The 25,141-nt window shown below is 73.3% G+C and carries 28 protein-coding genes; 12 read left to right on the top strand and 16 right to left on the bottom strand.

All coding sequences use genetic code 11. The annotated features are described in order from the left end of the window. The first annotated feature begins 115 nt into the window (after positions 1–115). Positions 116–1,165, top strand: a complete 1,050-nt coding sequence (locus tag NUH29_RS12550) for a zinc-dependent alcohol dehydrogenase family protein (RefSeq protein WP_258799537.1) — start codon at positions 116–118, stop codon at positions 1,163–1,165. Between the two features lie 19 nt (positions 1,166–1,184). On the opposite strand, the gene NUH29_RS12555 is transcribed toward NUH29_RS12550, so the two are convergent. From NUH29_RS12555 to NUH29_RS12570, 4 genes are read right to left on the bottom strand one after another with little or no spacing between them, the layout of a single operon-like run. Beyond that, positions 1,185–1,946, bottom strand: a complete 762-nt coding sequence (locus NUH29_RS12555; protein WP_258799538.1) for an ABC transporter permease — start codon at positions 1,944–1,946, stop codon at positions 1,185–1,187. Between the two features lie 2 nt (positions 1,947–1,948). Then, on the bottom strand, positions 1,949–2,734 hold the full coding sequence (locus NUH29_RS12560) for an ABC transporter ATP-binding protein (RefSeq protein ID WP_258799539.1): 786 nt from the start codon (positions 2,732–2,734) through the stop codon (positions 1,949–1,951). Further along, complete coding sequence (locus tag NUH29_RS12565; protein WP_258799540.1) at positions 2,731–3,102, bottom strand: DUF1048 domain-containing protein; 372 nt, start codon at positions 3,100–3,102, stop codon at positions 2,731–2,733. The genes NUH29_RS12560 and NUH29_RS12565 overlap by 4 nt, the downstream gene beginning before the upstream one ends. After that, a complete protein-coding gene (locus tag NUH29_RS12570) occupies positions 3,099–3,434 on the bottom strand; it encodes a PadR family transcriptional regulator (protein ID WP_258799541.1) in 336 nt (111 codons plus the stop codon). Before NUH29_RS12570 ends, NUH29_RS12565 begins: the two co-directional genes overlap by 4 nt. Before the next feature lie 103 nt (positions 3,435–3,537). Here NUH29_RS12570 and NUH29_RS12575 point away from each other — a divergent pair, with 103 nt between their 5' ends. From NUH29_RS12575 to NUH29_RS12610, 8 genes are all read left to right on the top strand, one after another. After that, entirely contained in the window at positions 3,538–4,878 is a 1,341-nt protein-coding gene (locus tag NUH29_RS12575; protein WP_258799542.1) for a serine hydrolase domain-containing protein, read from the top strand. Between the two features lie 24 nt (positions 4,879–4,902). Next, a complete protein-coding gene (locus NUH29_RS12580) occupies positions 4,903–5,901 on the top strand; it encodes a TIGR03557 family F420-dependent LLM class oxidoreductase (RefSeq protein WP_258799543.1) in 999 nt (332 codons plus the stop codon). A 9-nt stretch (positions 5,902–5,910) separates the two neighbouring features. Further along, positions 5,911–6,687 carry a coenzyme F420-0:L-glutamate ligase gene (locus NUH29_RS12585; protein ID WP_258799544.1) on the top strand — a complete coding sequence of 259 codons (777 nt, stop codon included), beginning with the start codon at positions 5,911–5,913 and terminating at the stop codon, positions 6,685–6,687. Positions 6,688–6,849: 162 nt separating this feature from the next. Continuing rightward, a complete protein-coding gene (locus NUH29_RS12590) occupies positions 6,850–7,878 on the top strand; it encodes an AAA family ATPase (protein ID WP_373317455.1) in 1,029 nt (342 codons plus the stop codon). Between the two features lie 16 nt (positions 7,879–7,894). Further along, entirely contained in the window at positions 7,895–9,175 is a 1,281-nt protein-coding gene (locus NUH29_RS12595) for a DUF58 domain-containing protein (RefSeq protein ID WP_258799545.1), read from the top strand. A gap of 1 nt (position 9,176) precedes the next feature. Beyond that, complete coding sequence (locus tag NUH29_RS12600; RefSeq protein WP_258799546.1) at positions 9,177–11,387, top strand: transglutaminase TgpA family protein; 2,211 nt, start codon at positions 9,177–9,179, stop codon at positions 11,385–11,387. 133 nt (positions 11,388–11,520) lie between these two features. Next, positions 11,521–11,970, top strand: coding sequence for a hypothetical protein (locus NUH29_RS12605; RefSeq protein WP_258799547.1), 450 nt, complete (start codon positions 11,521–11,523; stop codon positions 11,968–11,970). Then, positions 11,963–12,298, top strand: a complete 336-nt coding sequence (locus tag NUH29_RS12610) for a hypothetical protein (protein ID WP_258799548.1) — start codon at positions 11,963–11,965, stop codon at positions 12,296–12,298. Before NUH29_RS12605 ends, NUH29_RS12610 begins: the two co-directional genes overlap by 8 nt. 137 nt (positions 12,299–12,435) lie before the next feature. Here the strand turns inward: NUH29_RS12610 and NUH29_RS12615 are convergent, their stop codons facing one another. The 3 genes from NUH29_RS12615 to NUH29_RS12625 are packed head-to-tail and all read right to left on the bottom strand — an operon-like array spanning position 12,436 to position 15,190. Then, complete coding sequence (locus tag NUH29_RS12615) at positions 12,436–13,206, bottom strand: ABC transporter ATP-binding protein (RefSeq protein ID WP_258799549.1); 771 nt, start codon at positions 13,204–13,206, stop codon at positions 12,436–12,438. After that, positions 13,203–14,237 carry a putative F420-0 ABC transporter permease subunit gene (locus NUH29_RS12620; RefSeq protein WP_373317468.1) on the bottom strand — a complete coding sequence of 345 codons (1,035 nt, stop codon included), beginning with the start codon at positions 14,235–14,237 and terminating at the stop codon, positions 13,203–13,205. Before NUH29_RS12620 ends, NUH29_RS12615 begins: the two co-directional genes overlap by 4 nt. Further along, the gene (locus NUH29_RS12625) at positions 14,204–15,190 is read right to left on the bottom strand and encodes a putative F420-0 ABC transporter substrate-binding protein (protein ID WP_258799551.1); all 987 of its coding nucleotides are present in this window, start codon (positions 15,188–15,190) and stop codon (positions 14,204–14,206) included. The genes NUH29_RS12620 and NUH29_RS12625 overlap by 34 nt, the downstream gene beginning before the upstream one ends. Before the next feature lie 143 nt (positions 15,191–15,333). On the opposite strand from NUH29_RS12625, the gene cofC reads away from it, so the two are divergent. Then, complete coding sequence (cofC, locus tag NUH29_RS12630; protein WP_258799552.1) at positions 15,334–15,969, top strand: 2-phospho-L-lactate guanylyltransferase; 636 nt, start codon at positions 15,334–15,336, stop codon at positions 15,967–15,969. Here cofC and cofD read toward each other — a convergent pair. The 8 genes from cofD to idi are packed head-to-tail and all read right to left on the bottom strand — an operon-like array spanning position 15,957 to position 22,474. Beyond that, positions 15,957–16,946 carry a 2-phospho-L-lactate transferase gene (gene cofD, locus NUH29_RS12635; RefSeq protein WP_258799553.1) on the bottom strand — a complete coding sequence of 330 codons (990 nt, stop codon included), beginning with the start codon at positions 16,944–16,946 and terminating at the stop codon, positions 15,957–15,959. The genes cofC and cofD overlap by 13 nt on opposite strands. 9 nt (positions 16,947–16,955) lie before the next feature. Further along, positions 16,956–17,819: a prenyltransferase gene (locus NUH29_RS12640; RefSeq protein WP_258799925.1), complete on the bottom strand. Its 864-nt coding sequence runs from the start codon at positions 17,817–17,819 to the stop codon at positions 16,956–16,958. A gap of 7 nt (positions 17,820–17,826) precedes the next feature. After that, complete coding sequence (locus tag NUH29_RS12645) at positions 17,827–18,141, bottom strand: lycopene cyclase domain-containing protein (RefSeq protein ID WP_258799554.1); 315 nt, start codon at positions 18,139–18,141, stop codon at positions 17,827–17,829. Next, positions 18,141–18,467: a lycopene cyclase domain-containing protein gene (locus NUH29_RS12650; protein ID WP_258799556.1), complete on the bottom strand. Its 327-nt coding sequence runs from the start codon at positions 18,465–18,467 to the stop codon at positions 18,141–18,143. Before NUH29_RS12650 ends, NUH29_RS12645 begins: the two co-directional genes overlap by 1 nt. Further along, the gene (crtI, locus tag NUH29_RS12655) at positions 18,464–20,011 is read right to left on the bottom strand and encodes a phytoene desaturase family protein (RefSeq protein WP_258799558.1); all 1,548 of its coding nucleotides are present in this window, start codon (positions 20,009–20,011) and stop codon (positions 18,464–18,466) included. Before crtI ends, NUH29_RS12650 begins: the two co-directional genes overlap by 4 nt. Then, positions 20,008–20,886 (bottom strand): phytoene/squalene synthase family protein, encoded by an 879-nt coding sequence (locus tag NUH29_RS12660; protein ID WP_258799559.1) that lies wholly within the window; start codon positions 20,884–20,886, stop codon positions 20,008–20,010. The genes crtI and NUH29_RS12660 overlap by 4 nt, the downstream gene beginning before the upstream one ends. Beyond that, positions 20,883–21,941, bottom strand: a complete 1,059-nt coding sequence (locus NUH29_RS12665; protein WP_258799560.1) for a polyprenyl synthetase family protein — start codon at positions 21,939–21,941, stop codon at positions 20,883–20,885. The genes NUH29_RS12660 and NUH29_RS12665 overlap by 4 nt, the downstream gene beginning before the upstream one ends. Before the next feature lie 5 nt (positions 21,942–21,946). Next, positions 21,947–22,474 carry an isopentenyl-diphosphate Delta-isomerase gene (idi, locus tag NUH29_RS12670; protein WP_258799561.1) on the bottom strand — a complete coding sequence of 176 codons (528 nt, stop codon included), beginning with the start codon at positions 22,472–22,474 and terminating at the stop codon, positions 21,947–21,949. A gap of 79 nt (positions 22,475–22,553) precedes the next feature. Between idi and NUH29_RS12675 the strand changes: the two genes are divergently transcribed. Beyond that, on the top strand, positions 22,554–23,108 hold the full coding sequence (locus tag NUH29_RS12675; RefSeq protein ID WP_258799562.1) for a MarR family winged helix-turn-helix transcriptional regulator: 555 nt from the start codon (positions 22,554–22,556) through the stop codon (positions 23,106–23,108). A 207-nt stretch (positions 23,109–23,315) separates the two neighbouring features. Next, positions 23,316–23,618 carry a GIY-YIG nuclease family protein gene (locus NUH29_RS12680; protein WP_258799563.1) on the top strand — a complete coding sequence of 101 codons (303 nt, stop codon included), beginning with the start codon at positions 23,316–23,318 and terminating at the stop codon, positions 23,616–23,618. Positions 23,619–23,728: 110 nt separating this feature from the next. Here NUH29_RS12680 and NUH29_RS12685 read toward each other — a convergent pair whose 3' ends face one another. Further along, positions 23,729–25,057, bottom strand: a complete 1,329-nt coding sequence (locus tag NUH29_RS12685; RefSeq protein WP_258799564.1) for an aminotransferase-like domain-containing protein — start codon at positions 25,055–25,057, stop codon at positions 23,729–23,731. Positions 25,058–25,141: the final 84 nt, after the last annotated feature.

The following is a 25,141-nucleotide window of genomic DNA, read 5'->3' on the forward strand; positions in this document are numbered from 1 at the left end:
TCGTTGCCGCGCCGTCCGCTCCCCCGAGTTAGGGGTACACCGGTCGGTCTGCCCGGGGGACGGTGCGCGCGGGGTTCCCCGGCGTCGCGGGGCCGGCCTCGCGTAGCCTGGCGGCATGCACGCGACCGTCATCCACGCACCCGGCGACATCCGCTTCGAGGAGGTGCCGGATCCGGTGCTCTCGACGGGCGGCGACGCGATCGTGCGGGTCGTAGCCGCGTGCGTGTGCGGGTCGGACCTGTGGCCGTACCGCGGCATCGACGCCGTGCCGCGCCCGAAGCGCATCGGCCACGAATTCGTCGGCGTGGTCGAGCAGGTCGGCCCGGAGGTCGAGCGCATCCGCGTCGGGGACTTCGTGATCGCCCCCTTCTACGACTGCGACATGACGTGCGTGAACTGCAGGAACGGCGTCTCGACCTCGTGCCTGCACGGCGGCTGGTGGGGCGCCGACGACCGCATGGGCGGTTTCGCCGACGGCGGGCAGGGGGAGCGCATCCGCGTGCCCCACGCCGACGGTTCGCTGTTCGCCACCCCGGGGATGCCCGACGACGCCCTGGTGCCGCACCTGCTGACCCTCGCCGACGTGATGGGCACCGGCCACCACGCCGCCGTGTCGGGCGGCGCCGGACCCGGTCGCACGGTCGTCGTGGTGGGCGACGGGGCCGTCGGCCTCTGCGCCGTGCTCGCCTCGGCCCGTCTCGGCGCCGAGCGCATCGTGGCCATGTCGCGGCATCCCGAGCGGCAGGCGCTCGCCCGCCGCTTCGGCGCCACCGACGTCGTCGAGGAGCGCGGCGCCGAGGGCGTCGCCCGCATCCGGGAGCTGTTCGACGGGGTCGGAGCGGATGTGGTGCTCGAGTGCGTCGGCACCGAGGAGTCGATGGACCAGGCGCTGCGCTCCGCACGCCCCGGCGGCCAGGTCGGCTTCGTGGGTGTGCCCCACGGCCCGTCGACGCTGCCGCTCGACCGCATGTTCGGCAGCAACGTCGGGGTTCGCGGAGGCGTCGCGCCCGTGCGCAATTACGTCGAGGAGCTGCTCCCTGAGGTGTGGGACGGGCGTCTCGAACCCGGTGCCGTCTTCGACCTCGAGCTGCCGATGGCCGAGGTCGCCGAGGCCTACGCCGCGATGGACGAGCGACGGGCCGTCAAGGTGCTGCTGCGCCCCTGACGACCCGCCGCATCCGCGCTCAGCGGAACTTGCGCCGGTACACCACCCCCGCGGCGACGACCGCGGCGACGAGGATCCCGAGGCACCAGGCGAGCGCGATCCAGAGATCCGTCCCCACCGGCTCGCCGAGGAAGATCGCCCGGATGCTGTTCACGATCGAGGTGACCGGCTGGTTCTCGGCGAACCAGCGCACGGGCCCCGGCATCGTCTCCGTCGGCACGAACGCCGAGCTCACGAACGGCAGGAAGATCAGCGGGTAGGAGAACGCGCTCGCACCCTCCACGGACCCGGCCGAGAGCCCGGCGATCACCGCGACCCAGGTGAGGGCGAGGGTGAACAGCACCAGGATGCCGAGCACCGCGAGCCAGCCGAAGACGCTCGCCCCGCTGCGGAACCCCATCAGCAGCGCGACCGCCACGACGACCACGAGCGAGATGACGTTCGCGACGAGCGAGGTCAGCACGTGCGACCACAGCACCCCCGAGCGGGCGATGGGCAGCGAGCGGAACCGCTCGAAGATTCCGCTCGAGAGGTCGAGGTAGAGCCGGTACGAGGTGTACGAGATGCCGGATGCGATGGTGATGAGCAGCACACCGGGCAGCATGTAGTCGATGTAGGCGACGTCGCCCGTGTCGATCGCGCCGCCGAGCACGTAGACGAACAGCAGCATGATGCCGACGGGCATGATCGCGGTCGTGATGATGGTGTCGAGGCTGCGGGTCACGTGGCGCAGCATGCGTCCCGTGAGGGCGGCGGTGTCGCCGATGACGTGGGTGCTCATGGTCAGGCCTCCTCTGCCTGGTCGGTGCCGGTGTCGCCGACGACCGCGAAGAAGATCTCCTCGAGGCTCGGCTGCTTCTCGACGTACTGCACTTCGGCCGGCGGCAGCAGCTTCGCGAGCTCCGCGAGCGTGCCGTCGACGATGATGCGCCCCCGGTGCAGGATCGCGATGCGGTCGGCGAGCTGCTCCGCCTCCTCGAGGTACTGGGTGGTCAGCAGCACGGTGGTGCCCTTGCCGGCCAGCTCCTTCACGGCCGCCCACACCTCGTTGCGGGCCTCCGGGTCGAGTCCGGTGGTGGGCTCGTCGAGGAAGATCACGGGCGGGTCGCCGATGAGGCTCATCGCGATGTCGAGGCGACGGCGCATGCCGCCGGAGTAGGTGGACGCCCGGCGGTCGCCCGCCTCCGTCAGCCCGAAGCGGGTGAGCAGCGCTTCGGCCACGGATGCGGGGTCCGCCTCGTGACGCAGCCGCGCGACGAGCACGAGGTTCTCGCGTCCCGTCAGGATCTCGTCGACGGCGGCGAACTGGCCGGTCAGGCTGATCGCCTCCCGCACCCGGCCCGACCGGGTCGCGACGTCGTAGCCGGTGACGCTCGCGGTGCCGGCATCCGCCCCGATGAGGGTGGCGAGGATGCGCACGAGCGTCGTCTTGCCGGCGCCGTTCGAGCCGAGCAGCGCCACGATGCTGCCGGGGGCGACCTCGAGGTCGACCCCGCGCAGCACCCGCACCTCGCCGTAGGACTTCTCGACGCCGGCGACGCGGATGGCGGGGGCGGCGGCGGTGGTCACGATCCCTCCCCGGTCTGCTCGGCGTCGGCGATGGCGGAGCGCAGGCGCGTGCGCTCCTTGTCGATCCACTCGGTCGCGCTGTAGGCGTCGCGGAACGCCTCGACGAATTCGACGGGGTCGTCTCCGACGATGTCGTGCAGCGGCGTCTCGTCGGCGACGGCTCGCTGCCAGAGCTCGAGCAGGTCGGCGAGCATGCGCACCAGGGTCTCGCCGTCGGTGATGCCGCCCGCGTACATGAGGTAGCGGTCGGCGGCCTTCGCGGCGGCCTTGTACGGCTCGGGGAGCGCGTCGATGCCCGCGCGGTACTGCCGGTACTGCTTCTTCTGCTCGAGCGATCCGGTGATCGTCTCGATCCACTTGGCGGTCATGCCTGTTCTCCTTCGGTGTGCAGCTGTTCCAGTCGTTCGGCGAGGAACGTCCAGTTCCCCCAGAACTCGTCGAGGGACTCGCGCCCGCGACCGTTGAGCGAATAGACCTTGCGAGGCGGGCCCTTCTCGGAGGGCACCTTCTCGATGTCGACGAGGCCGCGCTGCTCGAGGCGCAGCAGCACCGCGTAGACGGTGCCCTCGACGAGGTCGGTGAAGCCGAGTTCGCGCAGGCGCGCGGTGATGTCGTAGCCGTGCGCGGGGCGCCGGGCGATCTCGGCGAGCAGCATGCCCTCGAGGAAGCCCTTGAGCATCTCGGTCATCTGCTTGCTCATCGCATCTCCTTTCCACTACTCGGTGTTGTTGAGTACTGGTAGACGGTAACACTGAGTACCAGTAGATAGCAACACCGAATACCGGCCGGGTTAGCATCCCTGCATGCGTCTCCTCCGCGGGGCCGGCATCGTCGCCGCCTCTCTCGTGCTCGTGCTCGTCGTCGCCCTCACGGGGGCGTACCTCTGGCAGGGGCCCATCCTGCTGACCGGGACCGGCTACGCGGCGCACAACGCGTGCGCGGTCGAGCGCGTGGCGGGGCGCGAGGATCCGGCGACCGACCTGCCCGACAACCCGCTCGTGCCGTACCTGCAGCTGCGCACCGACGGCGACGTCACGACCGCCTCGGTGCTCGGGGTCGGCACCCCGCAGCAGGCGCGCTTCACCGAGGGTTTCGGCTGCACGCTCGCCTCGGCGCCGCTCGACCTCGGCACCCCGAGCGAGGTGGGCTCCGACGGCAACCCGTTCACGGATGCCGCGACCCCGGCATCCACCCCCGAACTCGAGGCCGCGCTCGATCGCGCCTTCGGCTCGGAGCTCTCGGCGGACGACGCGGCCGCCCTCGGCACCCGGGGCGTGGTGATCGCGAAGGACGGCGTGCTCGTGGCCGAGCGCTACGCCGACGGCTTCGACGCCTCGACGCCGCAGCTCGGCTGGTCGATGTCGAAGTCGGTCACCTCGCTCATGACGGGCATGCTCGCCCAGCAGGGCGTCGTGGCGCTCGACGACGACCGGCTGCGCCCGGAGTGGACCGACGAGCGCGCCGACATCACCGTCGAGAACCTGCTGCGCATGGACAGCGGCATCCGCTGGGACGAGACCTACGACCTCGGCACCCCCATCACCCGCATGCTCTACCTCGAGCCCGACATGGGCGGCTACGTCGCGAGCCTGCCGCTCGCGCACGCGCCGGGGGAGGTGCAGCAGTACTCGAGCGGGTCGACGACGCTGCTGTGCTCGGTGCTCGCCGAGCGCACCGGCCTCGGCGCCGACCTGCCGCGCCAGACGATCTTCTCCGCGCTGGGGCTCTCATCGGCGGTGATGGAGCCGGATGCCGTGGGCACCCCGGTGTGCTCGTCGTACATGTGGGCGACCCCGCGCGACTGGGCGGCGGTCGGCCAGTTCGCGCTGCAGGGCGGCATGTGGAACGGCGAGCAGCTGCTGCCCGCCGACTGGATGCGCCAGAGCCTCACGGTGACCGACCTCGGCGAGACCGACGACCCCGGCTTCGGCATGGGCTGGCGCGTCAACGAGCTGCCCGACGGGTCGCTGCGCTGGCCCGAGCTGCCGCGCGACACCTTCTACGCCTCCGGCCACGACGGCCAGAAGGTGATCGCGGTGCCGTCGCACGGCCTCGTGGTGGTACGGATGGGCTTCACGCCCGCCTACGACGACGCGCCGTCGGAGGTCGCGCTCGTCGAGGAGGCGATCGCGGCGCTCGGGTAGTCGCGGCGCTGGGATGATGGGGGAGTGACCCCGCACATCGGCTACGCCGCGATGCTCGAGCGCTTCGCCCCGAACGACGTCATCGCGCTCGCCCAGGCGGCGGAACAGGTCGGGTTCACGGGGGTCATGGCGGCCGACCACTTCCAGCCCTGGGTTCCGCAGCAGGGGCAAGCGAGCTTCGTGTGGAACGTGCTGTCGGCGCTCGGGCAGGTGACGGCGGGCGACCTCGGCACCGGGGTGACCGCGCCGACCATCCGCTGGCATCCGGCGATGGTGGCGCAGGCCTCGGCGACGCTCGCCGCCATGTACCCGGGCCGCCACTGGCTGGGGCTCGGCTCGGGCGAGGCCATCAACGAGCACGTCGTCGGGCGCTACTGGCCCGAGGCGCCCGAGCGCATCGACCGCATGTTCGAGGCGGTCGACATCATCAAGAAGCTGTTCGCCGGCTCGCTCGCCGGGCGCGACGTGCGGCACGAGGGCCGCTACTACAAGCTCGAGTCCACGCGGCTCTGGACGATGCCGGATGCCGCCCCGCCCATCCTGATCGGCACCGCGGGTCCGGTCACCGCGAAGCGCGCCGGGCGCACGGTCGACGGGATCGTCGTCGACGGGGCGCCCGTCGACAAGGTGGCGCCGCTGCTGCAGCGCTTCGCCGAGGGCGGGCGCGAGGCGGGGCGCGATCCGCGCAGTCAGACGCGCATCATCCGGCTGCACCTGTCGTGGGCGCCGACGCACGACGAGGCCGTCGCGAACGCGCTGCGGGAGTGGCCGAACGCGGGCATGCGGTTCCCGAAGTCCGACATCCGCTCGCCGTTCGAGCTGGAGCAGATCGCCCGCACGGTGCGCGCCGACGACTTCGAGGGGCGGGTGCTCATCTCGGAGGACCCCGACGTGCACCGCGCCCACATCCAGCGCTACCTCGACCTCGGCTTCGACCGCGTCTACCTGCACAACGTCTCGCGCGACCAGCACGCCTTCCTCGACGTGTTCGGACGCGAGGTGCTGCCCGCGCTGCGTGCCTAGGCTGGATCGGTGACCCCCACCGGCCCTGCCTTCAGCGTGTTCGCCCTGCTCGGGCTTCCCGAGTTCCGACCCGGCGACGACCTCGCCGGCATCCTCGGGGATGCGCTCGCGGGTGTCGCCGAGGACGGCGACATCATCGCGGTCACCAGCAAGATCGTCAGCAAGGCGGAGGGGCGCATCGTGGCCGCCGCCGACCGGGAGGACGCGATCACCGCCGAGACCGTGCGGGTGGTGGCCGAGCGCCCGCTCGCCGACGGCTCCGGCACCACGCGCATCGTCGAGAACCGGCAGGGCCTCGTGATGGCCGCCGCCGGCGTCGACGCCTCGAACGCGCCCGACGGGCATGTGCTGCTGCTGCCCGAGGACCCGGACCGCTCCGCGCGCCACCTCGCCGAGGTGCTGCGCAACCGGCTCGGCATCCGGGTCGGCGTGATCATCACCGACACGCTCGGCCGGGCCTGGCGCGAGGGGCAGACGGATGCGGCGATCGGCGCGGCGGGCGTCGTCGTGCTGCAGGACCTGGCGGGCAGCGCCGACGCGAACGGCAAGACACTGCAGGTGACCGCCCCCGCGATCGGCGACGAGCTCGCCGCGGCGGCCGAGCTCGTGAAGGGCAAGGCGGGTGGTCGGCCGGTGGCCGTCATCCGCGGTCTCGGCCACCTCGTGACCGACCTCGACGCGCCGGGCGCCCGCGCCCTCATCCGCGACCCCGCCCGCGACATGTTCCGCCAGGGCAGCGCCGAGGCCTACCGCGACGGCTACGACGCGGGCCTCGCCGCCCGCTGACCCCGCCGTCGCGCCCGACCCCGCCGATTCTGTGAGGGGTCGCAATGTGCATGCGACACGCCGATCCGGATGCACTTTGCGACCCCTCACCTGAGGGCGCGGATGCTGTGCGTCGCCCGACAGACAGGTGACGGATCCACGAGTCCGTGCGACACTCGGACGATGGACCGCCTACCCGAGTCCGAGGTGGAGGTCGGCATCGACGCCGAATCCGCCGCGGGTCCCCTGTCCGCCCCCGAGTTCCTGCTCGACGCCCGCGCGGTGATGGCCGCGGTCGAGACGGTGATCGACGGCAAACGCGACGTCATCGAGCTCGCCACCACCGTGCTGCTCGCCGAGGGCCACCTGCTCGTCGAGGACGTGCCGGGCGTCGGCAAGACCATGCTCGCCCGCGCGCTCGCGAAGAGCGTCGACTGCACCGTCAACCGCATCCAGTTCACCCCCGACCTGCTGCCCTCCGACATCACCGGCGTCTCGGTGTTCAACCAGGTCGCGCGTGATTTCGAGTTCAAGCCGGGCCCCGTGTTCGCCAACATTTTGATCGGCGACGAGATCAACCGCGCGAGTCCCAAGACGCAGTCGGCGCTGCTCGAGTCGATGGAGGAGCGCCAGGTGTCGGTCGACGGACTCACCTACGAGCTGCCCGACCCGTTCACGGTGATCGCCACCCAGAACCCGGTCGAGATGGAGGGCACCTACGCGCTCCCCGAGGCGCAGCGCGACCGCTTCATGGCCCGCATCTCGATGGGGTACCCGGATGCCGCCAACGAGGCCGCCATGCTGCGCCAGCGCGAGAAGGGCAGCCCCCTCGAGGAGCTGCGCCCCGTGGTCACGATCGAACGGCTGCGGCAGATGATCCTGACCGTGCGGGAGGTGTTCGTGAGCCCGGCGGTGGAGCACTACGTGGTCGCGATCGCCGCCGGCACCCGCGCCGACCGCGAGCTGAGGCTCGGGGCGAGCCCGCGCGCCACCCTGCAGCTGGTGCGCGCCGCCAAGGCCCGCGCGGCGCTCGACGGCCGCGACTTCGTGCTGCCCGACGACATCGACGCGCTCGCCGTGCCGGTGCTCGCCCACCGCCTGATGCCGGCGAAGTCCTCGGGCTCCGGATACGGGCGCGAGGCGCTCGCCGAGATCGCCGCGCGCATCGTCAAGTCGACGCCGGTGCCGCTCGGCGCCTCCGGAACCGCCTGAGCGCCCGAGCCGCCCCGTGTCCGAGCCGACGTCGTCGCTGCGGCGCAGCCGCAGCATCCGTTTGACGGTGCGGGGCTGGGCGACGCTCGTGGTCGGGGTGAGCCTGCTCGTGCTGGCGTACCCGGTGGGCCGCCGCGAGCTGCTGGTCGCGGCGGTGCTCGCGCTGCTGCTTTCGCTCGGCGGGCTGCTCGTGGCGCGGGTGCGCCGCCCGAAGCTCGAGGTGATCCGGCTGTTCTCCCCGCCGGTGGTCTCGGCGGGCGGGGTGGCGCAGGTGACCCTCCGGGCGCGCAACGCGGGGTCGGTCACCACTCCCACCCTGCTGTGGAACGATGCGATCCCGTGGCGGGAGCGGCAGCAGCCGAACGAGCTCGCGCCGATCCGCATCGGATCGGCCGCGGCCCGCACGGCGGTGCTGCACTACGAGGTGCACCCCCGTCGGCGCGGGCTCTTCCCGATCGGGCCGCTCGTGGTCGAGTACACGGATCCGTTCGGCATGGCCCGCTCGGTGTCGGCGTGCGGCGACGTGGACCGCCTCACGGTGGTGCCGGCGGTCGTCGACCTGCCCGACGGCGGGCCCGTGCTCGTCGACGGCGACGGCGCTGCGCAGCTCATCCAGCGCCGCGCCGTCGGCAACGACGACGACCTCACCACCCGCGAGTACCGCGCCGGCGACGCCCTGCGGCGGGTGCACTGGCGCGCCTCGGCCCGGCACGGCGAGCTCATGGTGCGTCAGGAGGAGCACCGCAGCCACCCGGACGCCCGCATCGTGATCGACACCCGCCTCACCGGGTATCCGGATGCGTTCCCCGACTCCGAGAGCTGGCCCCCGGCGCCGCACTCGGACCGCTTCGAGTGGGCCGTGCGCATGCTCGCCTCCCTCGCCGTGCACCTCGACGACAGCGGCTTCCGGGTCGACGTGGTCGAGTCGGCCACGGGGCAGGTCGAGCAGATCGGCGAGCGCTGGGAGGGCGGCCAGCGCATCGAGTCGTTCCTCACGAGCCTCGCGGCGGTGCGACTGCTCGACCGCCACCACGAGCTGGTGGGCGCGTCGGCGGATGCGGCGGGCCCGACCTTCGCGATCCTCGCCGACCCGGATGCCGAGGTCGTCGACTGGGTGCTGCGGCAGCGGCGTCCGGGGCAGTCGGGTGCGGTGTTCGCGGTCGGGATGCGCGGCGAGAGCCGCGAGCGCTTCGTCGACAACGGCTGGCTCTGCATCGACGTGCGATCCGATGACGACATCCTCGACGCCTGGCGGGCGTCGGCGACTGAGGCGGGATACCTCCGTGGCGCTTACTGAGGTGAGAACGGCGCCGCGCGCGGCCGGGGTCGGCCCCGCCCGCCGGGGGTCGCGGCTGCGACCGGGGGAGGGGCGCTGGGCGCAGGCGCTGCTGGTCGCCGCGGCGCTCGCGGCGGCGCTGGCCGGCCTGCACGTCACCCTCCAGGGCCTGTCGTGGTGGTTCGTCGGCACCGCCTACGCCGCGTCGGTGCTGCTGGCCGCCGCGCTCACCCGCAGCCTCGTGCGCTCCGCCTTCTGGCCCCCGATCGTGTCTCTCGCGGCGGGCGTCGCGCTGCTCACCCTGGGCTACGCCGCCGACACCGCGCTGCTCGGCATCATCCCGACCCCCGCGACGCTCGCGCGGTTCGGAACTCTCGTGAACTCGGGCGTCACCTCGATCGTCGAGCAGCGGGTCCCGGCCACCCCGGAGCTCGGCATCGTGCTGCTCATCGCGGTGCTCATGGTGGTGTGCGCGTGGGCGGCCGACCTGGCCCTCGCCACCCGGCATCCGGCGCTCATCGCGGCGCCGCTGGCGGCGATCCTCGTGGTGCCGATGGCCATCAAGCCGGGTCTCGCGGACGCGTTCTGGTATCTGGTCACCGCGGCGCTCTACCTGGCGGTGCTGCGGATCGGGCGGCGCCGCGACAGCCGCCGCGTCGTGCTCGTGACCGGTGGGATCCTGGTGCTCGGCTCGCTGCTGCTGCCCTACGCGCTGCCGGGGGTCGACGCGCGCGACGCCCCGCGGGTGTCGGGCCTGCGCACCGGCCTCAACCCGCTCATCTCGCTCGGCGACGACCTGCGCCGGGGCGACCCGATGCTCGCGCTGAGCTACACCACGTCGGCCCAGGAGCCGGTCTACCTGCGCCTCACGACGCTCGAGACCTTCACGGGCGAGACCTGGGGGCCGATCGTCGGCAGCGCGCAGGGCGGCGACCTGACGCGCTTCCCCGCCCCGACGGGCCTCGGCGGGGCGACGCCCTACGACGAGGCGACCGTCGACGTCACGGTGTCCGACGTCATCACCAACTGGCTGCCGGCCCCCTACCCGACGACGAGCGTCACGGGGCTCACGGGCGAGTGGTTCTGGGAGCCCGACGGACTCACGGTGCGCAGCGTCGAGACGGGTGCGCGCGGCCAGCGGTACCAGGCGAGCTTCCTCGAACTGGCCCCGACGTCCGCACAGCTCGCCGTCGCGACGTCGCGGGACGCACCCGCCGGCACGCTCGAGCTGCCCGACGGGGTGCCCGAGATCATCCCGCAGACGGCGCACGCGGTCGCCGACGGCGCGGCCAGCTCCTACGACAAGGCGCTGGCGCTGCAGACCTACCTGCGCAGCGAACCCTTCGAGTACTCGGAGCAGGCCCCCGTCGACGAGGGCTTCGACGGCAGCGGCATGGACGCGCTCGCCGTGTTCCTCGACCGCAAGGTCGGCTACTGCGTGCACTACGCGTCCGCGATGGCCGTGATGGCACGCGAGCTCGGCATCCCGTCCCGCATCGCGGTGGGCTTCCAGCCGGGGGATCGCCAGTTCGCCGACGGCTCGAACGTCTACTCGGTGTCGACGGACGACCTCCACGCCTGGCCCGAGCTGTACTTCGACGGCATCGGGTGGCTGCGCTTCGAACCCACCCCGGGACGCGGCGCCGTGCCGGACTACGGCACCCAGCCGGTCGACGACCCGAACACCCCGCAGGACGAGAGCTCGCCCACCCCCTCGGCGCTGCCGACGAGCGCGACGGATGCGCGCGGCGACCGCGACGAGACGCCGCAGACGCCCGAGCAACTCGCCGCCCAGCAGGGCGCGTCCGCCCTCGTCTCGCTCGGTGTGCTCGCCGCCGTGCTGCTCGTCGCGCTCACCCCTGCGGGCTTCCGCGCCGCCGTGCGGCGGGGCCGCATCCGCCGCATCCGGCAGGGCGGGGATGCGGCGGCCGCGGCGTGGGAGGAGGTGCGCGACACGGCGCGCGACGTGGGCTGGTCGGCGCCCGAGTCGGAGACGCCGCGCACGTTCGCGGCGCGGATCGCTGCGGAGCTCGGCGCCGAGGGGGCGATCGGGGCGTTCCGCGGGCACGTCGAGGCGAACGCCTACGGCCGGCCGGATGCCGCGGCGCTGTCTCCGGCAGAACTCGCCGCGGTGCGGCGCGAGATCCTCCGCTCGGCAGACCTGCGCACCCGCCTGCGCGCGTTCCTGCTGCCGCCGTCGCTGCTCTACCGCTGGCGCCCCGACGACCGCTGATGCTTGCCACGGCGCACCGTCGTCGGCGGCTGCGCGGCATCCCCTAGGGTGGCCGCATCGGCATCCGTTCGAGGGGGTTCATGCGGTACGTGATCGTGGCGGCCGACCCGATGTCGCGTGAGGAGGAGAGCTGATGCGCATCGTGCGGGGCTTCTCGAAGGTGCTCTTCGTGCTGAGCTGGATCGTCTCCGGGATGGTGGTCGAGGTCACGCTGGTCTATGCGACGGGGGACGGGTTCCTCGTATTCAGCATCGCGTACACGCTGCTCTTCCTCATCGTCGGCGTGCGGACGTTCCGGGGTCGGGGTGAGCCCGTCGGCCCGCCGCGCGCGTGGTGGCGTGCGACCGCCACCTCGCTGTCGAGCTTCGGCATCGGTACGGCGCTCGCGGTGTTCGCGATCCTCGCCGCCGTCAGCATGGCTCTCTCGCCGGGTCCGTGGCCCGGGCGAAGCGTCGCGCTGATCGTCTTCGCGTGCGCGGTCGCCGCGTTCTTTCTCCACTCCGGATTCCGGTTGCGTTCGGCTCCGCCGAAACCCTTGCACGCTGACCTCGATCCGCGGGCCGCTCGGGTCACGTATGAGTGAGTTGGAGCGTCTCGCCCGCGACTGGTGGGTTCTGCACGGCGTCGGCGGGCTGCTCTCGCGGTCGCATTCCGACGAGGAGTACGAGCCGTTCGCGGACGTCGACGATCACGTCGACGCGTACGGTGCGAGCCCCGAGGAACTGGCGCGCATGCTGGTGGCACTCGTGGAGGCGGCTCCGAACCGGGATGAGCTGCCCTATCTCGGCACCTGGATCCTGGAGGACGCCGAGATGGAGTACTCGACCGACGTCCGTGCGGCGGTGGCGCTCACGGGACTCGATCAGCCGACGATCGACAGCATCCTGTCCGGATACATCCCGAGGAGCTAGGACCTTCGCCGATGGACTCCACGATCCTCTTCAGCGCCTACTTCGCCGTCGACCTCGAAGCGGGCGAGATCCCGCCGCCAGGACTCGCCGACACAATGAACATCGACATCCCACTGAACCCTTGAGCTCGGCTTCGCTCACCCCACCGCGAGCAGCGGCCGCCCGGTGATCGGGTTGCGGGTCCACTCGGCGCGCACGCCGAACACCTCGTGGATGAGGTCAGGCGTCAGCGTCGCCTCGGTGGCGCCGTGGGCGGCGACGCGGCCCCCCGCGAGCACCACGACGGCGTCGGCGTGGGCGGCGGCGAGGCTCAGGTCGTGCAGGGCGGCGATCACGGTCACACCCTCGGCGACGAGCTCGCCGACGAGCCGCACCATGTCGAGCTGGGCGGCGAGGTCGAGGTGGTTGGTGGGTTCGTCGAGCAGCAGGATGCGCGGCTGCTGCGCGAGGGCGCGCGCGAGCAGCACGCGTTGACGCTCGCCGCCGGAGAGGGTCGTCACGTCGCGGGTCGCGAACTCCGTCGCGCCGGCCCGCTCCAGGGCGGCGGCCACGACATCCGCCGCGTCGCGGTCGCCGCCGCCGAGCAGCGACTCGTGGGGGCTGCGGCCGAGCCGCACCACGTCGCGCCCGGTGAGCGGCAGCTCGGTGGTGGCGTCCTGCTCGACGAGGGCCAGGATGCGCGCCCGCTGCCGCCGGGGGAGGGCGAGCAGGTCCTCGCCGCCGAGCAGCACCATGCCGGATGCGGCGTGCTCCACCCCGGCGACCGCGCGCAGCAGCGTCGACTTGCCCGCCCCGTTCGGTCCGACGATCGCCGTGAACCCGCCCTCCGGGGCGTCGAACCCGACGCCGTCGACGAGCGGGCGGTCGCCCACCCGCACCGTCAGCTCCCGCACCTCCACGGCGGTCATGCCATGCTCCGGCGACGCAGCAGCAGCACCGCGAACACGGGCGCGCCGATGAGGGCCGTCACGATGCCGACCGGCAGCTCGCGCGGATCGAAGGCCGCCCGCGCGAAGGTGTCGGCCCAGATCAGGAACACCCCGCCGGCGAGCGCCGAGAGCGGCAGCAGGGCGCGGTTGCCGGGGCCGATCATGAGGCGCACCGCGTGCGGCAGCACGAGGCCCACGAAGCCGATCGAGCCCGACACCGCCACCAGGGCGCCGGTCAGCAGGGCGCTCGCGCCGAGCAGCGCCCAGCGGGCGCCGACCACCGGCACGCCGAGCGAGGCGGCCGCCCGGTCTCCGAAGGCGAAGGCGTCGAGCACGCGCCCGGTCAGCATGAGCGGCACCCCGACCACGAGCATCGCGACGCCCGCGATCGCCGCCTCGGGCCAGCGGGCGCCCGCGAGGGAGCCGAGCAGCCAGCCGAGGATCTCGCGGTACGAGTCGCCGGTCGCCGTCCAGAAGATCACGAAGCTCGTGAGCGCGGCGGCGAAGCTCGACACCGCGACCCCGGCGAGCACCGTGCGGGTCGGCGTCAGCGGCCCGAACGCGGAGGCGAGCCCGAGGGTCGCGACGAGCGCCAGCATGGCCCCGCCGAACGCGGCCACCGGCAGCAGGATGCCGATGCCCAGCAGCACCACCGCGACCGCCCCGAGCGACGCCCCGGACGAGAGGCCGAGCAGGTACGGGTCGGCGAGCTGGTTGCGGGTGACCGCCTGCATGACGCAGCCGACGAGCGCCAGCCCCGCCCCCACCGCGGCGGCGGTCAGGATGCGGGGCAGCCGCAGCTGCCACACGATGCCGTCGCGCAGCGTGTCGAGCGGCGACGCGCCGCCGGTGAGATGCGCCACGACCGAGCCCCACACATCCGCGACGCCGATGTCGGCCGAGCCGATCATCACCGCGGTCGTGATCGAGGCGACGAGAGCCGCTCCGAGCACGATCGCGGCGATGACGACCCGGGTCACGGCAGGGCGGCGAGCTGCTCGGCGACGGATGCGGCGGCGTCGACCGTGCGCACGCCCGCCTCACCCGAGGCGAACGGCACGATGATGTAGCGCTTGTCCGCGACGGCGGGCAGGGCTGCGGTGGCGGGGTTCGACTCGAGCCGGGCGATCTTGTCGGCGGCGGTGTTCCAGGTGGCGTCGACGAGCACGATCACGTCGGGGTCGGCGGCCACGATCGCCTCCCAGCCGAGCGAATCCCAGGTGGCGTCGACGTCGGAGGCGATGTTGGTGAGGCCGGCGGTCTCGAGGATCAGCTCGGGCGCACCGAGGCCGGCGCCGACGTAGGGGATGTCGCTGCCGGATGAGTACCAGAGCGCGGTGAGCCCGCGGGTGTCGGGCTCGATCGCGTCGAGCGTCTGCTGCTGTGCGGCGAGCAGCTCGGCGGGGTCGACCCGGAAGATCGCCGCCAGCTCGGTGATCTCGGAGAAGATCTCGTCGAAGGTGAGCTTCGGCAGGGCGCCCGTGCTGCGGCATGCCGCGGGCTGCACATAGCTCGCGACGCCGAGGCCGGCGAGCTCGTCGCGGGTGCCGGCGGCATCCGCGGCGAACGCCGACTCCCACCCGGAGTAGACGAGGTCGGGCTCCACGTCGAGCACGGATTCCTCGTTCGGCATGAAGGCGGAGAGCTCGGGGGCGTTCAGCTCGCCCGACCACTGCTCGGGGACGGGTCCGTCGGTGAACGCCGTCGCGACGATGCGGTCGCCGAGTCCGAGCGCCAGCATGAGCTCGACCGAGGTCGACTTGATCGCGACGACGCGCTCGGGCGCGGTGTCGAAGGTGACGCTCGTGCCGCAGTTGTCGACGGTGACCGACGCTGCGGTCGACGGTTCGGGGCTCGGGTTCGCGGAGACGGCGGAGCAGCCGGCGAGCAGGGCGAGCCCGGCGACGGATGCGGCGGCGGCGAGCGTGGGGCGCCGGAGGTGGTGGCGGGTGCGGGTGTTCATGGCGGTCCTCGGGGTAGCGGAGACGAACGGGCAGGGGCGAGCGTGAGGAGCTCGCCGTCGCAACCGCCCCAAGAGGGGGCCGGTGACGCCGCGCAGATCGGCGCAGCGGCAGGTGACGCGTCACCAGGGTACAGAATGTCGGGGTGCCCCACCGGATCCCGAACGCCGAACGATGGTCGATCGTGATCCCGGTGAAGCCCGCCGGCATCGGCAAGAGCCGCCTCGGGGCGTCGCCGGGGCTCGCGCGGGCGATCGCCCTCGACTCGATCGAGGCCGTGCTGCGCGCGCCCGGCGTGGGTCGCGTGGTGGTGGTGACCGCGGATGCGGAACTGCCCGCCGAGCTGGCGGGCATCGCGAGCGAGGCCGCCGAGCTGGTGCTGGTGCTCGAGCGGGAGCCCGCGGGGATCTCGGCGGCGATCACCTCCGGCCTCACCGAGGCGATGTCCGGGCCCCGCGCCGTGCTGCTCGGCGACGTCCCCGCGCTCGACCCCGCCGAGCTGGACGCGGCCCTCGCGGCCGCCGGGCAGCATCCGCGCTCCTTCGTGCCGGATGCCGACGGCGCGGGCACCGTGCTCGTCACGGCGCGCGAGGGGGTGCCCTTCGTCGAGGCCTTCGGCCCGGGGTCCGCGGCGGCGCACCGCGAGCTCGGTCTCGCCGAACTCCCCGTCGACCGCGAGTCGGGGCTGCGCCGCGACGTCGACACCCCGGAACAGCTCGCCGAGGTGGTGCGCCGGTCGCCGCGCTCGCGCACGGCCCGGGTGGCGGCTCAGCCCGCCTGACGCACCTCGCGCGCGAGCGCGAGCACCTCGCCCGCGAGGGCGGCGCTCGTCTGGGGATCGCGCATCCACAGGGGAACCGCGCGCACGGCCATGCCCGACGCGGCGATGCCCGCGGTCAGCGCCGCGTCGACCTCGTCGACGAGCCAGCCGTCGAGCACCCCGCCCGCGGCGCGCGGGCCGTAGAGGCCCGCCACGGCGTCCGCCGAGGTCTCGACCCCGATCGCGGCCAGGCAGGCGTCGGCCATGCCGCGCACGACGGCCCCGCCGATGATCGGCGACACCCCGACCACGGGTGCCGACGCGGCGCGCACGGCCTCCGTGATGCCGGGGATGCCGAGGATCGGCCCGACCGAGACGACCGGGTTCGAGGGGGCGAGCACGACGACGTCGGCGTCGGCGATCGCCTCCCGCACGCCCGGGGCGGGTCGTGCGGAGCCCTGCCCCCGGTGCTCGAAGCCGACGGCGGGCAGGCTCGACCGGTGCCGCACCCACCACTCCTGGAAGTGGATGGCGCGCTCGGTTCCGTCGTCGTCGGCGACCCGCACCCACGTCTCGACCTCGTCGTCGGTAGCGGGAAGCAGCCGCGCGCCGAGCGGCCAGCGGGCCGTCAGCCGCTCGACCGCGGTGCTGAGGGGCAGACCCTCGCGCAGCCACGAGGTGCGGGCGATGTGCGCGCCGAGGTCGAGGTCGCCGAGGGTGAACCACGGCCAGCCGACGCCCCAGGCGGTGAGCTCGGCCGACACCCGCTCGCTCTCGCCGGCGCGGCCCCAGCCGCGCACGGTGTCGTTGACGCCGGCGAGCGCGTACATGATCGAGTCGAGGTCGGGGGTGATCCGGAGCCCCGCGACCCAGGCGTCGTCGCCGGTGTTCACGACCGCGGTGAGCTCGTGCTCCCCGGGCTCCTGCGCGAGCCTCTCCCGCATCCCGAGCAGGAAGCGCGCCCCTCCGACCCCGCCCGCGAGCACCGTGATCCGCATGCTCGCAGCCTAGGCGAGCAGGGCGGAGGCGATGAGCAGCATCGTGACGGCGAAGCCGACGGCGTAGTTGACCCAGAGGAAGTGCCTCCAGCCGCGGTTCGTGCGGGCCGAGTCCGCATCCGAGACGGAGCGGTGCGGCCACGCGAGAGCCAGGTACGGCACGGCGAGCGCCGCCGCGAGCAGGCCCGGGAAGGGCACGAACAGCATGAGCACGCCGGCGAGCGCCCAGGCCCCGAGCGCGAGCCGCACGGTGGTACGCGCGCCGAAGGCCGTCGCGATCGACGAGATCCCCGCCTCGCGGTCGGGCACGATGTCCTGCACGGCGCCGAAGGCGTGGCTCGCCATGCCCCACAGCAGGAACGCCACGAGCACGAGCCAGGTCGCGGCCGTCCAGGGGGCGCCGACGAGCACCAGGCCGTACACCGCGGGCCCCGTGAAGTGGATGCTCGAGCTCAGCGAGTCGAGCACCGGCACCTCCTTCCAGCGGAACGGCCGCGCCGAGTACGCGACCACGTCGAACAGCACCACGGCGAGCACGAGCCACGACCAGGGGTTCCCGAGCACGACGAGCGCGACGACGAACGGCACGGGCAGTCCGATCGCGAGTCCGAGCACGAGGCGGTGGGTGCGCGGCGGCAGCAGCGCCCCCTCGACACCGCCCTTGCGGGGGTTCGCGGCATCCGAGGCGTAGTCGAAGACGTCGTTGACGCCGTACATGAGCAGGTTGTACGGGATGAGGAAGAACAGCGTGCCGATCACGAGCCGCGCGTCCACGGCTCCGCCCGTGAGCAGCACGGCCGCCGCGAACGGATACGCGGTGTTCACCCAGCTGAGCGGGCGGGAGGCGAGCAGCACGCGCCGCGCGGTCGACATGTCGGCGTCAGTCACGGTCGCCCCCGAGCAGATGCCAGACGGCGGGCAGCAGGGCCGCGGTGGCCACCGGATACGACAGGTCCTCGATCGGCGCCACCCCGATCACGAGACCCGCGAGCAGCTCCGGATCGTAGGCGACGAGCCCCGCCGAGATCATGACGTTGTCGAACACGAGCGTGAGCGCGACGAGCACGACGCCCGTCACGAGCGACGGCAGCACGGGCAGCGGTCGTCCACGGCGCCGGGCGACGAGCTGCAGCACGACGCGGGCGACGAGCGCCAGCGCGACGAGGCCCAGGGCGAGCGCCGGATACGCGGCCATCAGCCCTCCGTCCGCCGCGGCGCGCGGATGCGGCGCACCAGCTCGTGCACGACCATCGTCAACTGGCACAGGAACAGCAGGAAGAACGGCTCCTCGAGCGGCAGATGCGGCGCGAGCACGATGCCGCTCAGGTAGGGGGTGTCGCCGATGCCGAACACCCCGAGGGCGATGCCGATCGCGTCGGCGACGAGCAGCATCCCCACGCCGATCGCGAGCGTCACGAGCGCTGTGCCGGGCGAACGCCAGAGGAACAGCCGGAAGCGCGCGTCGAGCACGACCATGCCGGCGATCGACACGAGCAGCGCCGCGAGGTAGAGCAGGTTCACGCGACCTCCAGCGGCGCCGCGGTGCGGTCGCCGCGCAGGCGCTTCAGCACCAGCTCTGCGCTGATGAGGCACATCGGCACCCCGATGCCGGGGATGGTGCCCGACCCCGCGAAGTACAGGCCCTCGACCCGGCGCGAGCGGTTCCCGGCGCGGAACATGGCGCTCTGCCGCAGCGTGTGCGCGGGGCCGAGCATGCTGCCGCCCCACGAGCGCACCTCCGCCGCGAGGTCGCCCGAGGTGAGCGTGCGGCGCACCACGACGCGCTCGGCGAGGTCGGCGGCGCCCGTCCAGTCGGCGATCTGATCGATCACCCCGTCGACGTGCCGCTCGATCACCGGGTCGCCCGCCCCGTCGACGCCGCCGCGGCCCATGGCGCCGCGCGCGGGGGAGGGCACGAGCACGAAGAGGGCCTCGTCTCCCTCCGGGGCGACCGTCGGGTCGCTCGCCGACGGCATCCCGATGTAGAGCGACGAGCCCGGCACGAGCTCGTCGCCGCGCAGGCGGGCGAAGCCGCCATCCCAGTCGTCGGTGAACAGCAGCGTGTGGTGCGCGAGCTCGGGCAGGTGCCCGCGCACCCCGAGCATCGCGATGACCGCCCCGAAGCCGAGGTCGCGCCTCGCCCACCAGCGCTCGGTGTGGTCGCGCGCCTCGGGCGGCAGCAGCTCGGTCTCGAGGTGGTGCAGGTCGGCGGCGCCCACCACGACGTCCGCCGGATGCGTCTGCCGCGCCCCCGCGGCATCCCGCACCTCGACGCCCGTGGCCCGCCCCCGCTCGACGACGATGCGGGTCACCTCGGCGCCGCTCACGAGCTCGGCCCCGGCCGCGCGGGCGAGCTCGACGAGCGTCTCGACGACCCGCGCGAATCCGCCGCGGGGGTAGAGCACGCCGTCGTCGACGTCGAGGTGGCTCATCAGGTGGAACAGGCTCGGCACGCCCATCGGGGTGCCGCCGAGGAACACCGCGGGGTAGCCGAGCAGCCGCCGCAGCCGCGACTCGCCCGTGACGGTGCGGATCTCGTCGTCGAGGCTGCGGGTCAGCAGCCGTCGCAGGCGCGGCAGCTCGCGCACCAGCTCGCGGTCGAGGAACGGGCGCGCCGAGTCGAAGGAACCGTAGAGGAAGCGGTCGACCGACATCCGGTACGCCGTCTCCGCCGAGTCGAGGTAGCGCTCGAGGGCGGGCCAGGATGCGGGGTCCAGCGCCGCGAGCGCCGCCCGCGCCCGCTCGCGGCCGGCCGGCAGGTCGAAGGGCGTGGCGTCGCCCTCGAAGTAGACCCGGTAGCCCGGGTCGAGGCGGCCGAGCTGGAGCTGCTCGGCGGCGCTCGTGCCGAGCAGCCGGTAGAAGTGGTCGAACACCTCCGGCATGAGATACCAGGACGGCCCGGTGTCGAAGCGGAACCCGTCGCGCGCCCAGCTGCCCGCCCGGCCCCCGAACGCCTCGCCCGCCTCGAAGAGCGTCACGCGGTGCCCGTCGGCCGCGAGCAGGGCCGCGGTCGCGAGGCCGCCGACCCCGCCGCCGACGATCGCGACGTCGCGCGCGGCCGTCATCGGCCGCCTCGCAGCCGCATCCGCTCGCGGGCGACGAGCGCGAGCTTGCGCCCCGTCGGCACCGAGACGCGGGTGGTGAGCAGCGCCTCGGCGGGCAGCGCCTCGATGCGGTCGAGCAGCTCGCCGAACAGGGCGGTCGCGGCGGCGACCGCGAGCCGGCAGTCGGCGGGCAGCAGGGGGATGCCGGCCCGGGCACGTCGCAGCTCGTCGCGGATGTCCGCCACGACCTCGGCCTTGGCCGCCTCGAGCGGCAGCCGCCGGAAGGCGGGCAGGTACTCGCGGTCGAGTCGGTTCCGGTCGTCGGCGAGGTCGCGCAGGAAGTTGACCTTCTGGAACGCCGAGCCGAGCGCGCGCGCGGCGTCGTCGAGCTCCGGATCGACGGGGGAGTCGGAGGTGAAGACCCGCAGGCACATGAGCCCCACGACCTCGGCCGAGCCGTAGACGTACTCGCGCAGCGACTCCTCGTCGTCGAAGGCGACCGGCTGCAGGTCGCGGCGCATCGAGGCGAAGAACGGCGCCGTGAGCTCGGTGCCGAATCCGGCGGCGCGGGCGACATCCGCGAACGCCTGCACGACGAGGTTGGCGCTGAACCCGGAGGCGAGTGCGCGCTCGGTGTCGATCTCGAACTCGTCGAGCACGCGCAACTGCGAGGCGGCGTCGAGGCCGGCCTCGGCGGCCGTGCCGTCGACGATCTCATCGGCCACCCGCACGAGGGCGTAGATCGCGGCGATCTGCGCCTCGCAGCGCCGCGGGAACAGGCGGCTCGCCATCCCGAACGAGCTGGAGTAGCGGCGGATGACGGGCGCGCTCGACTCCCGCGCCGTCGATCGGTACAGGGTGAGACCGGTCGGCTCGTCGTCGCGCCTCCGGGTCACGCCTCGCGCTCCATGCCCACCCGGACAGCGTGCCGCAGTTCGGCCGCGAGCGCACTCGGCAGACGCGCCGCGCCGATCAGCGCGAGGGCGTGGGCGGCCTCCCGCTCGATCTCCTTCTCGAGCCGCTTGCGCGCCCCGCTCACCTCGAGCGCCTCGCGCAGCAGCTCGACCTCGGCGTCGCCGATGCCCGCCCGGCCCCAGAGCGCCGCGACCGCCTCCCACGCGGGGGTGTCGCGCGCGTACGCCACGAGCAGGGTCACCTTGCCCTCGCGCAGGTCGCCCGACGCGCTCTTCCCGGTGATCGCCGGGGTGCCGAACACGCCGAGCAGGTCGTCGCGCATCTGGAAGAGCAGCCCGAGGCTGCGCCCGATCTCGCCGAGCCGATGCCCGAGCTGCTCGGGCGCCTCGGCGAGCGCCGCCCCCACCCGCAGCGGGGTCTCGAAGCTGTAGCACGCCGTCTTGCGGTGCATCATCGTGCGGATCGACTCGGTGTCGGGGCGCTCCAGCCCCAGGCCGAACGCCACATCCGCCTGCTCGCCCGAGGCGGCGAGGTAGACGCCGTCGTCGAGGATGCGCAGCACCTGGTCGCGCAGCTCGACGGGCGCGTCGATGCGGGCGACCTCGCGCACGGCGGCGCTCAGCAGCAGGTCGCCGGCGAGCAGCGCCATCGTCTCGCCCCAGCCGCGCGCCTCCCGCGGACGGATGCCGCGGGCGCGCGCGTCGGATGCGAACGCGGCGGTGATGTTCGGCCCGCCGCGCCGCTCGAGGTCGCCGTCGATGATGTCGTCGTGGATGACGAGCGCGTTGTGCAGGAGCTCCACGCCGACGGCGGCGCGCAGGGCGTCGTCGCGGCGGCGTCCGCCGAGGTCGTCGTGGGCGGTGAGCAGCAGCAGGGGGCGCACGCGCTTGCCGCCGTGGGCGAGCAGACGCACCCGCTCCCACAGTTCGCGGAACCGGGCGTCGTGCAGGGTCGCGCGGGTGGTCTGCTCGGCGAAGTAGGCCTCGAAGCGCTCCTCGAACTGTTCGCGCATGCGGGTGGTGCGCGAGTCGGCCATCGTGATCATCGGACCTCCAGGATGCGTCGGGTCGCGAGCTGGGGGAGCTGCTCGACGAGCCAGGGGCTGAACGCCCACGGGGTGGCGGCGACGGATGCCGCGAGGTCCGCCGGGTCGACCCAGCGCCACTCGGCGACCTCGTCGGGGTCGGGGGAGAGCGGCCCGTCGAGGGTCGCCGTGAAGACCGGGCAGATCTCGTTCTCGACGATCCCGGATGCGTCGACGGCGCGGTAGCGGAAGTCGGGCAGGGCGAGCCGGAGACCCGTGAACGCGGCGCCGAGCTCCGAGCGCGCGTGCCGCGTCACGGCGTCCTCGATCCGCTCCCCGGGCGCCGGGTGGCCGCAGAAGGAGTTGGTCCAGACGCCGGGCCAGCTGCGCTTGCCGAGCGCGCGCCGGGTGACGAGCACGCGGCCGGCGCCGTCGTCGAGGTGGCACGAGAAGGCGAGGTGCAGCGGGGTGTCCGCGCCGTGCACCTGCTCCTTGGGGGCCGAGCCGGTCGGGCGACCGGTGTCATCCAGCAGTACGACGTCCATCGCGATCACTGTACGTAATCTTCAACTCGGTTAGCAATAAACCTGGTGAGATTCTTTCCGGGGTCGTACGATAGCCCGCGTGACGACCCCCGAGCAGGTCGCGGCCGAGAACGCGATGCGCATGCACGATCCGCGTGTCGCCGACATCCGCGGCAGGATGCTCGACGTCTCGGGGCTCGACGACGCGGAGATCGCGCACGTCGTCGCCGTGCTCGACGCGGTGCGCGACTGGCGGGTCGCCGAGAGTCGGATGAGCGAGGCGTCGCGCCGCTACATGAACCTCGGCGACAACGACATGCGGGCGCTGCGCTACATCATCGTCGTGACCGACCGCGGCGAGGTGGCGACGGCGACCGGCATCGCCGAGCACCTCGGCATCTCGAGCGCGGCCACCACGAAGCTGCTGGACCGGCTGGAGCGGGGGGAGCACATCCGCCGCCTGCCGCACCCCTCCGACCGCCGTTCCGTCTCGATCGTGATCGACGACGCCACGCGCCGCGCCGCGCAGGCGACCGTGGGCCGCGAGCACGCCCGCCGGTTCCACGTCGCGGCCGCGCTGAGCCCGGCCGAGCGCGACGTCGTCATCCGCTTCCTCACCGAGCTCAGCCGCACCACCGAGTCCGACTGGTCCTAGCGGCCCCGCCGGTCGAGTAGCCCGCGAAGCGGCCTCGCTGGGTGATCGAGGAGCGCCGCGAAGCGACGCGTCTCGAGATCACCGGCTCCGCACGCGGCCGTGGTCTCGAGACGCGTGCGGCTGCGCCGCGCGCTCCTCGACCAGCTGGGAGGGCGCGCCTGTGGAGCGATGTCGCTGCCGCACCGCGTGATCGGCCACGCTGACCGGATGCCCTGGGTCTACATCCTCCGCTGCGCCGACGGCAGCTACTACGTCGGCTCCACGACTCACCTCGAGTACCGCCTCTGGCAGCATCAGCAGGGCGAGGGTGCGGAGTACACCAAGCACCGACGTCCCGTGGAGCTCGCGTTCGCGCACGAGACCGAGACCGTCGGCGAAGCGTTCGGACTCGAGAAGCGGATCCAGGGCTGGGGTCGTGCGAAGCGGGAGGCTCTCATCCGCGGCGACTTCGACGCGCTGCCCGGGTTGGCGAGTCGACGGCGCCCCCGCGGCGACGGCCCTTCTCGGTGATCGAGGAGCGCCGCGAAGCGCCGCGTCTCGAGATCACCGGCCCAGCACCCGTCGGTGGTCTCGAGACGCGTGCGGCTGCGCCGCGCGCTCCTCGACCACCTCGATTCGCGTCAGCTCGCGTTCTGGGCGACGGCGAGGGCCGCGCCCACCGTCGTCACGTCGTCGCGGAGCGCGCCCACGGTCACGCGGATGTGCGGCTCCTGCGTCTCGCCGAGCTGGAACGGCGTGCCCGCGGCCACGCGGATGCCGACCGCGGCGAGCTGCACCATGGCGGCGCGCTCGTCGGCCACCCGCATCCACGCGTTGATGCCGTCGCCGCCCGCGAGCCAGCCGCCCGCCTCGCGCACCGCCTCGGCGAGCGCGGCCTGGCGCCCCGAGTAGGCCCAGCGCGCCTCCTCGACCTGCAGCGTCGACTCCGGATGGGTGAGCAGCTCGTGCAGGATCGCCTGCATCATGCGGCTCGTCCACCCCGGCCCGAGCAGCCGCCGCGCCACCACGCGATCGACGAGCGGCCGGGGACCGCCGATCGCCCCGATGCGCAGGTCGGGTCCGTGCGACTTCGAGAACGACCGCACGTGCAGCACCCGGTCCGGCAGCCAGGTCGCCAGGGTGACGTCGGGGGAGGAGCTGATGGCGCCCGAGTGATCGTCCTCGATCACGATGGCGTCCTGCGCGGTGCGGCTGCGGTCGAGGATGCCGGCGAGCGCCTCGGCGCGGGCCGGTGTCATCGAGATGCCGGTGGGGTTGTGGGCGCGCGGCTGCAGCAGCACGATCGCGGGCGTGGCGCCGAGCGCCGCGGCGAACGCCTCCGGTCGCATCCCCTCCGCGTCGAGCTCCACGCCGACGGGCTGCAGCCCGTAGTGGTCGAGCAGGTCGATGAACGGCGGGAACGTCGGGTTCTCGACGACGACGCGGTCGCCGAACCGCACGAGCGCGGCGAGGGCGCGGTCGATCGCGTCGAGCGCGCCGTTGAGCACCGTGATCGACTCGACGGGCGCGGGCCACATCTCGCGCAGCAGGTCGTGCAGCTCCGGGATGTCGGGCTTGGCCTGGTAGCTGGCGGTGTCGGCGCGCGCGCCGACGCGGGCGAGCGCGGGCCCGAGCGACGGCAGCAGATCGGGGTCCGGGGTGCCGCGGGAGAGGTCGAGGCGGGCGTCCTGCCGGCCGTCGAGTCCGCGGTAGCGGCGCGGCAGCCACTCGCGCGGTTCGGCGCGCACGAAGCTGCCGGACCTCCCGCGCGAGGTGATGAGCCCGGCGGAGGAGAGGGTCTGCCAGGCGTGGCTCACGGTGGCCGGCGAGACCCCGAGTTCGGCCGCGAGCTCGCGCACGGTGGGCAGGCGGTCGCCCGGCGCGAGGTCGCCCGTCGTGATGAGACGCGCGATCCCGGTGGCGATCCCGTGGGGGGATCGCTCCTGGATGGAGAGGGCTACCGACTTCACTCAAACCGCCGTAGTTTTACGCCTACGTCACAGTGCGTAACGTCAGAGAAATGTTTACGTCCAAAGATAACAAAAAGCAACATC

The sequence above is a fragment of the Protaetiibacter mangrovi genome (assembly GCF_024752305.1).
GTDB classification, from domain to species: Bacteria; Actinomycetota; Actinomycetes; order Actinomycetales; family Microbacteriaceae; genus Homoserinibacter; species Homoserinibacter mangrovi.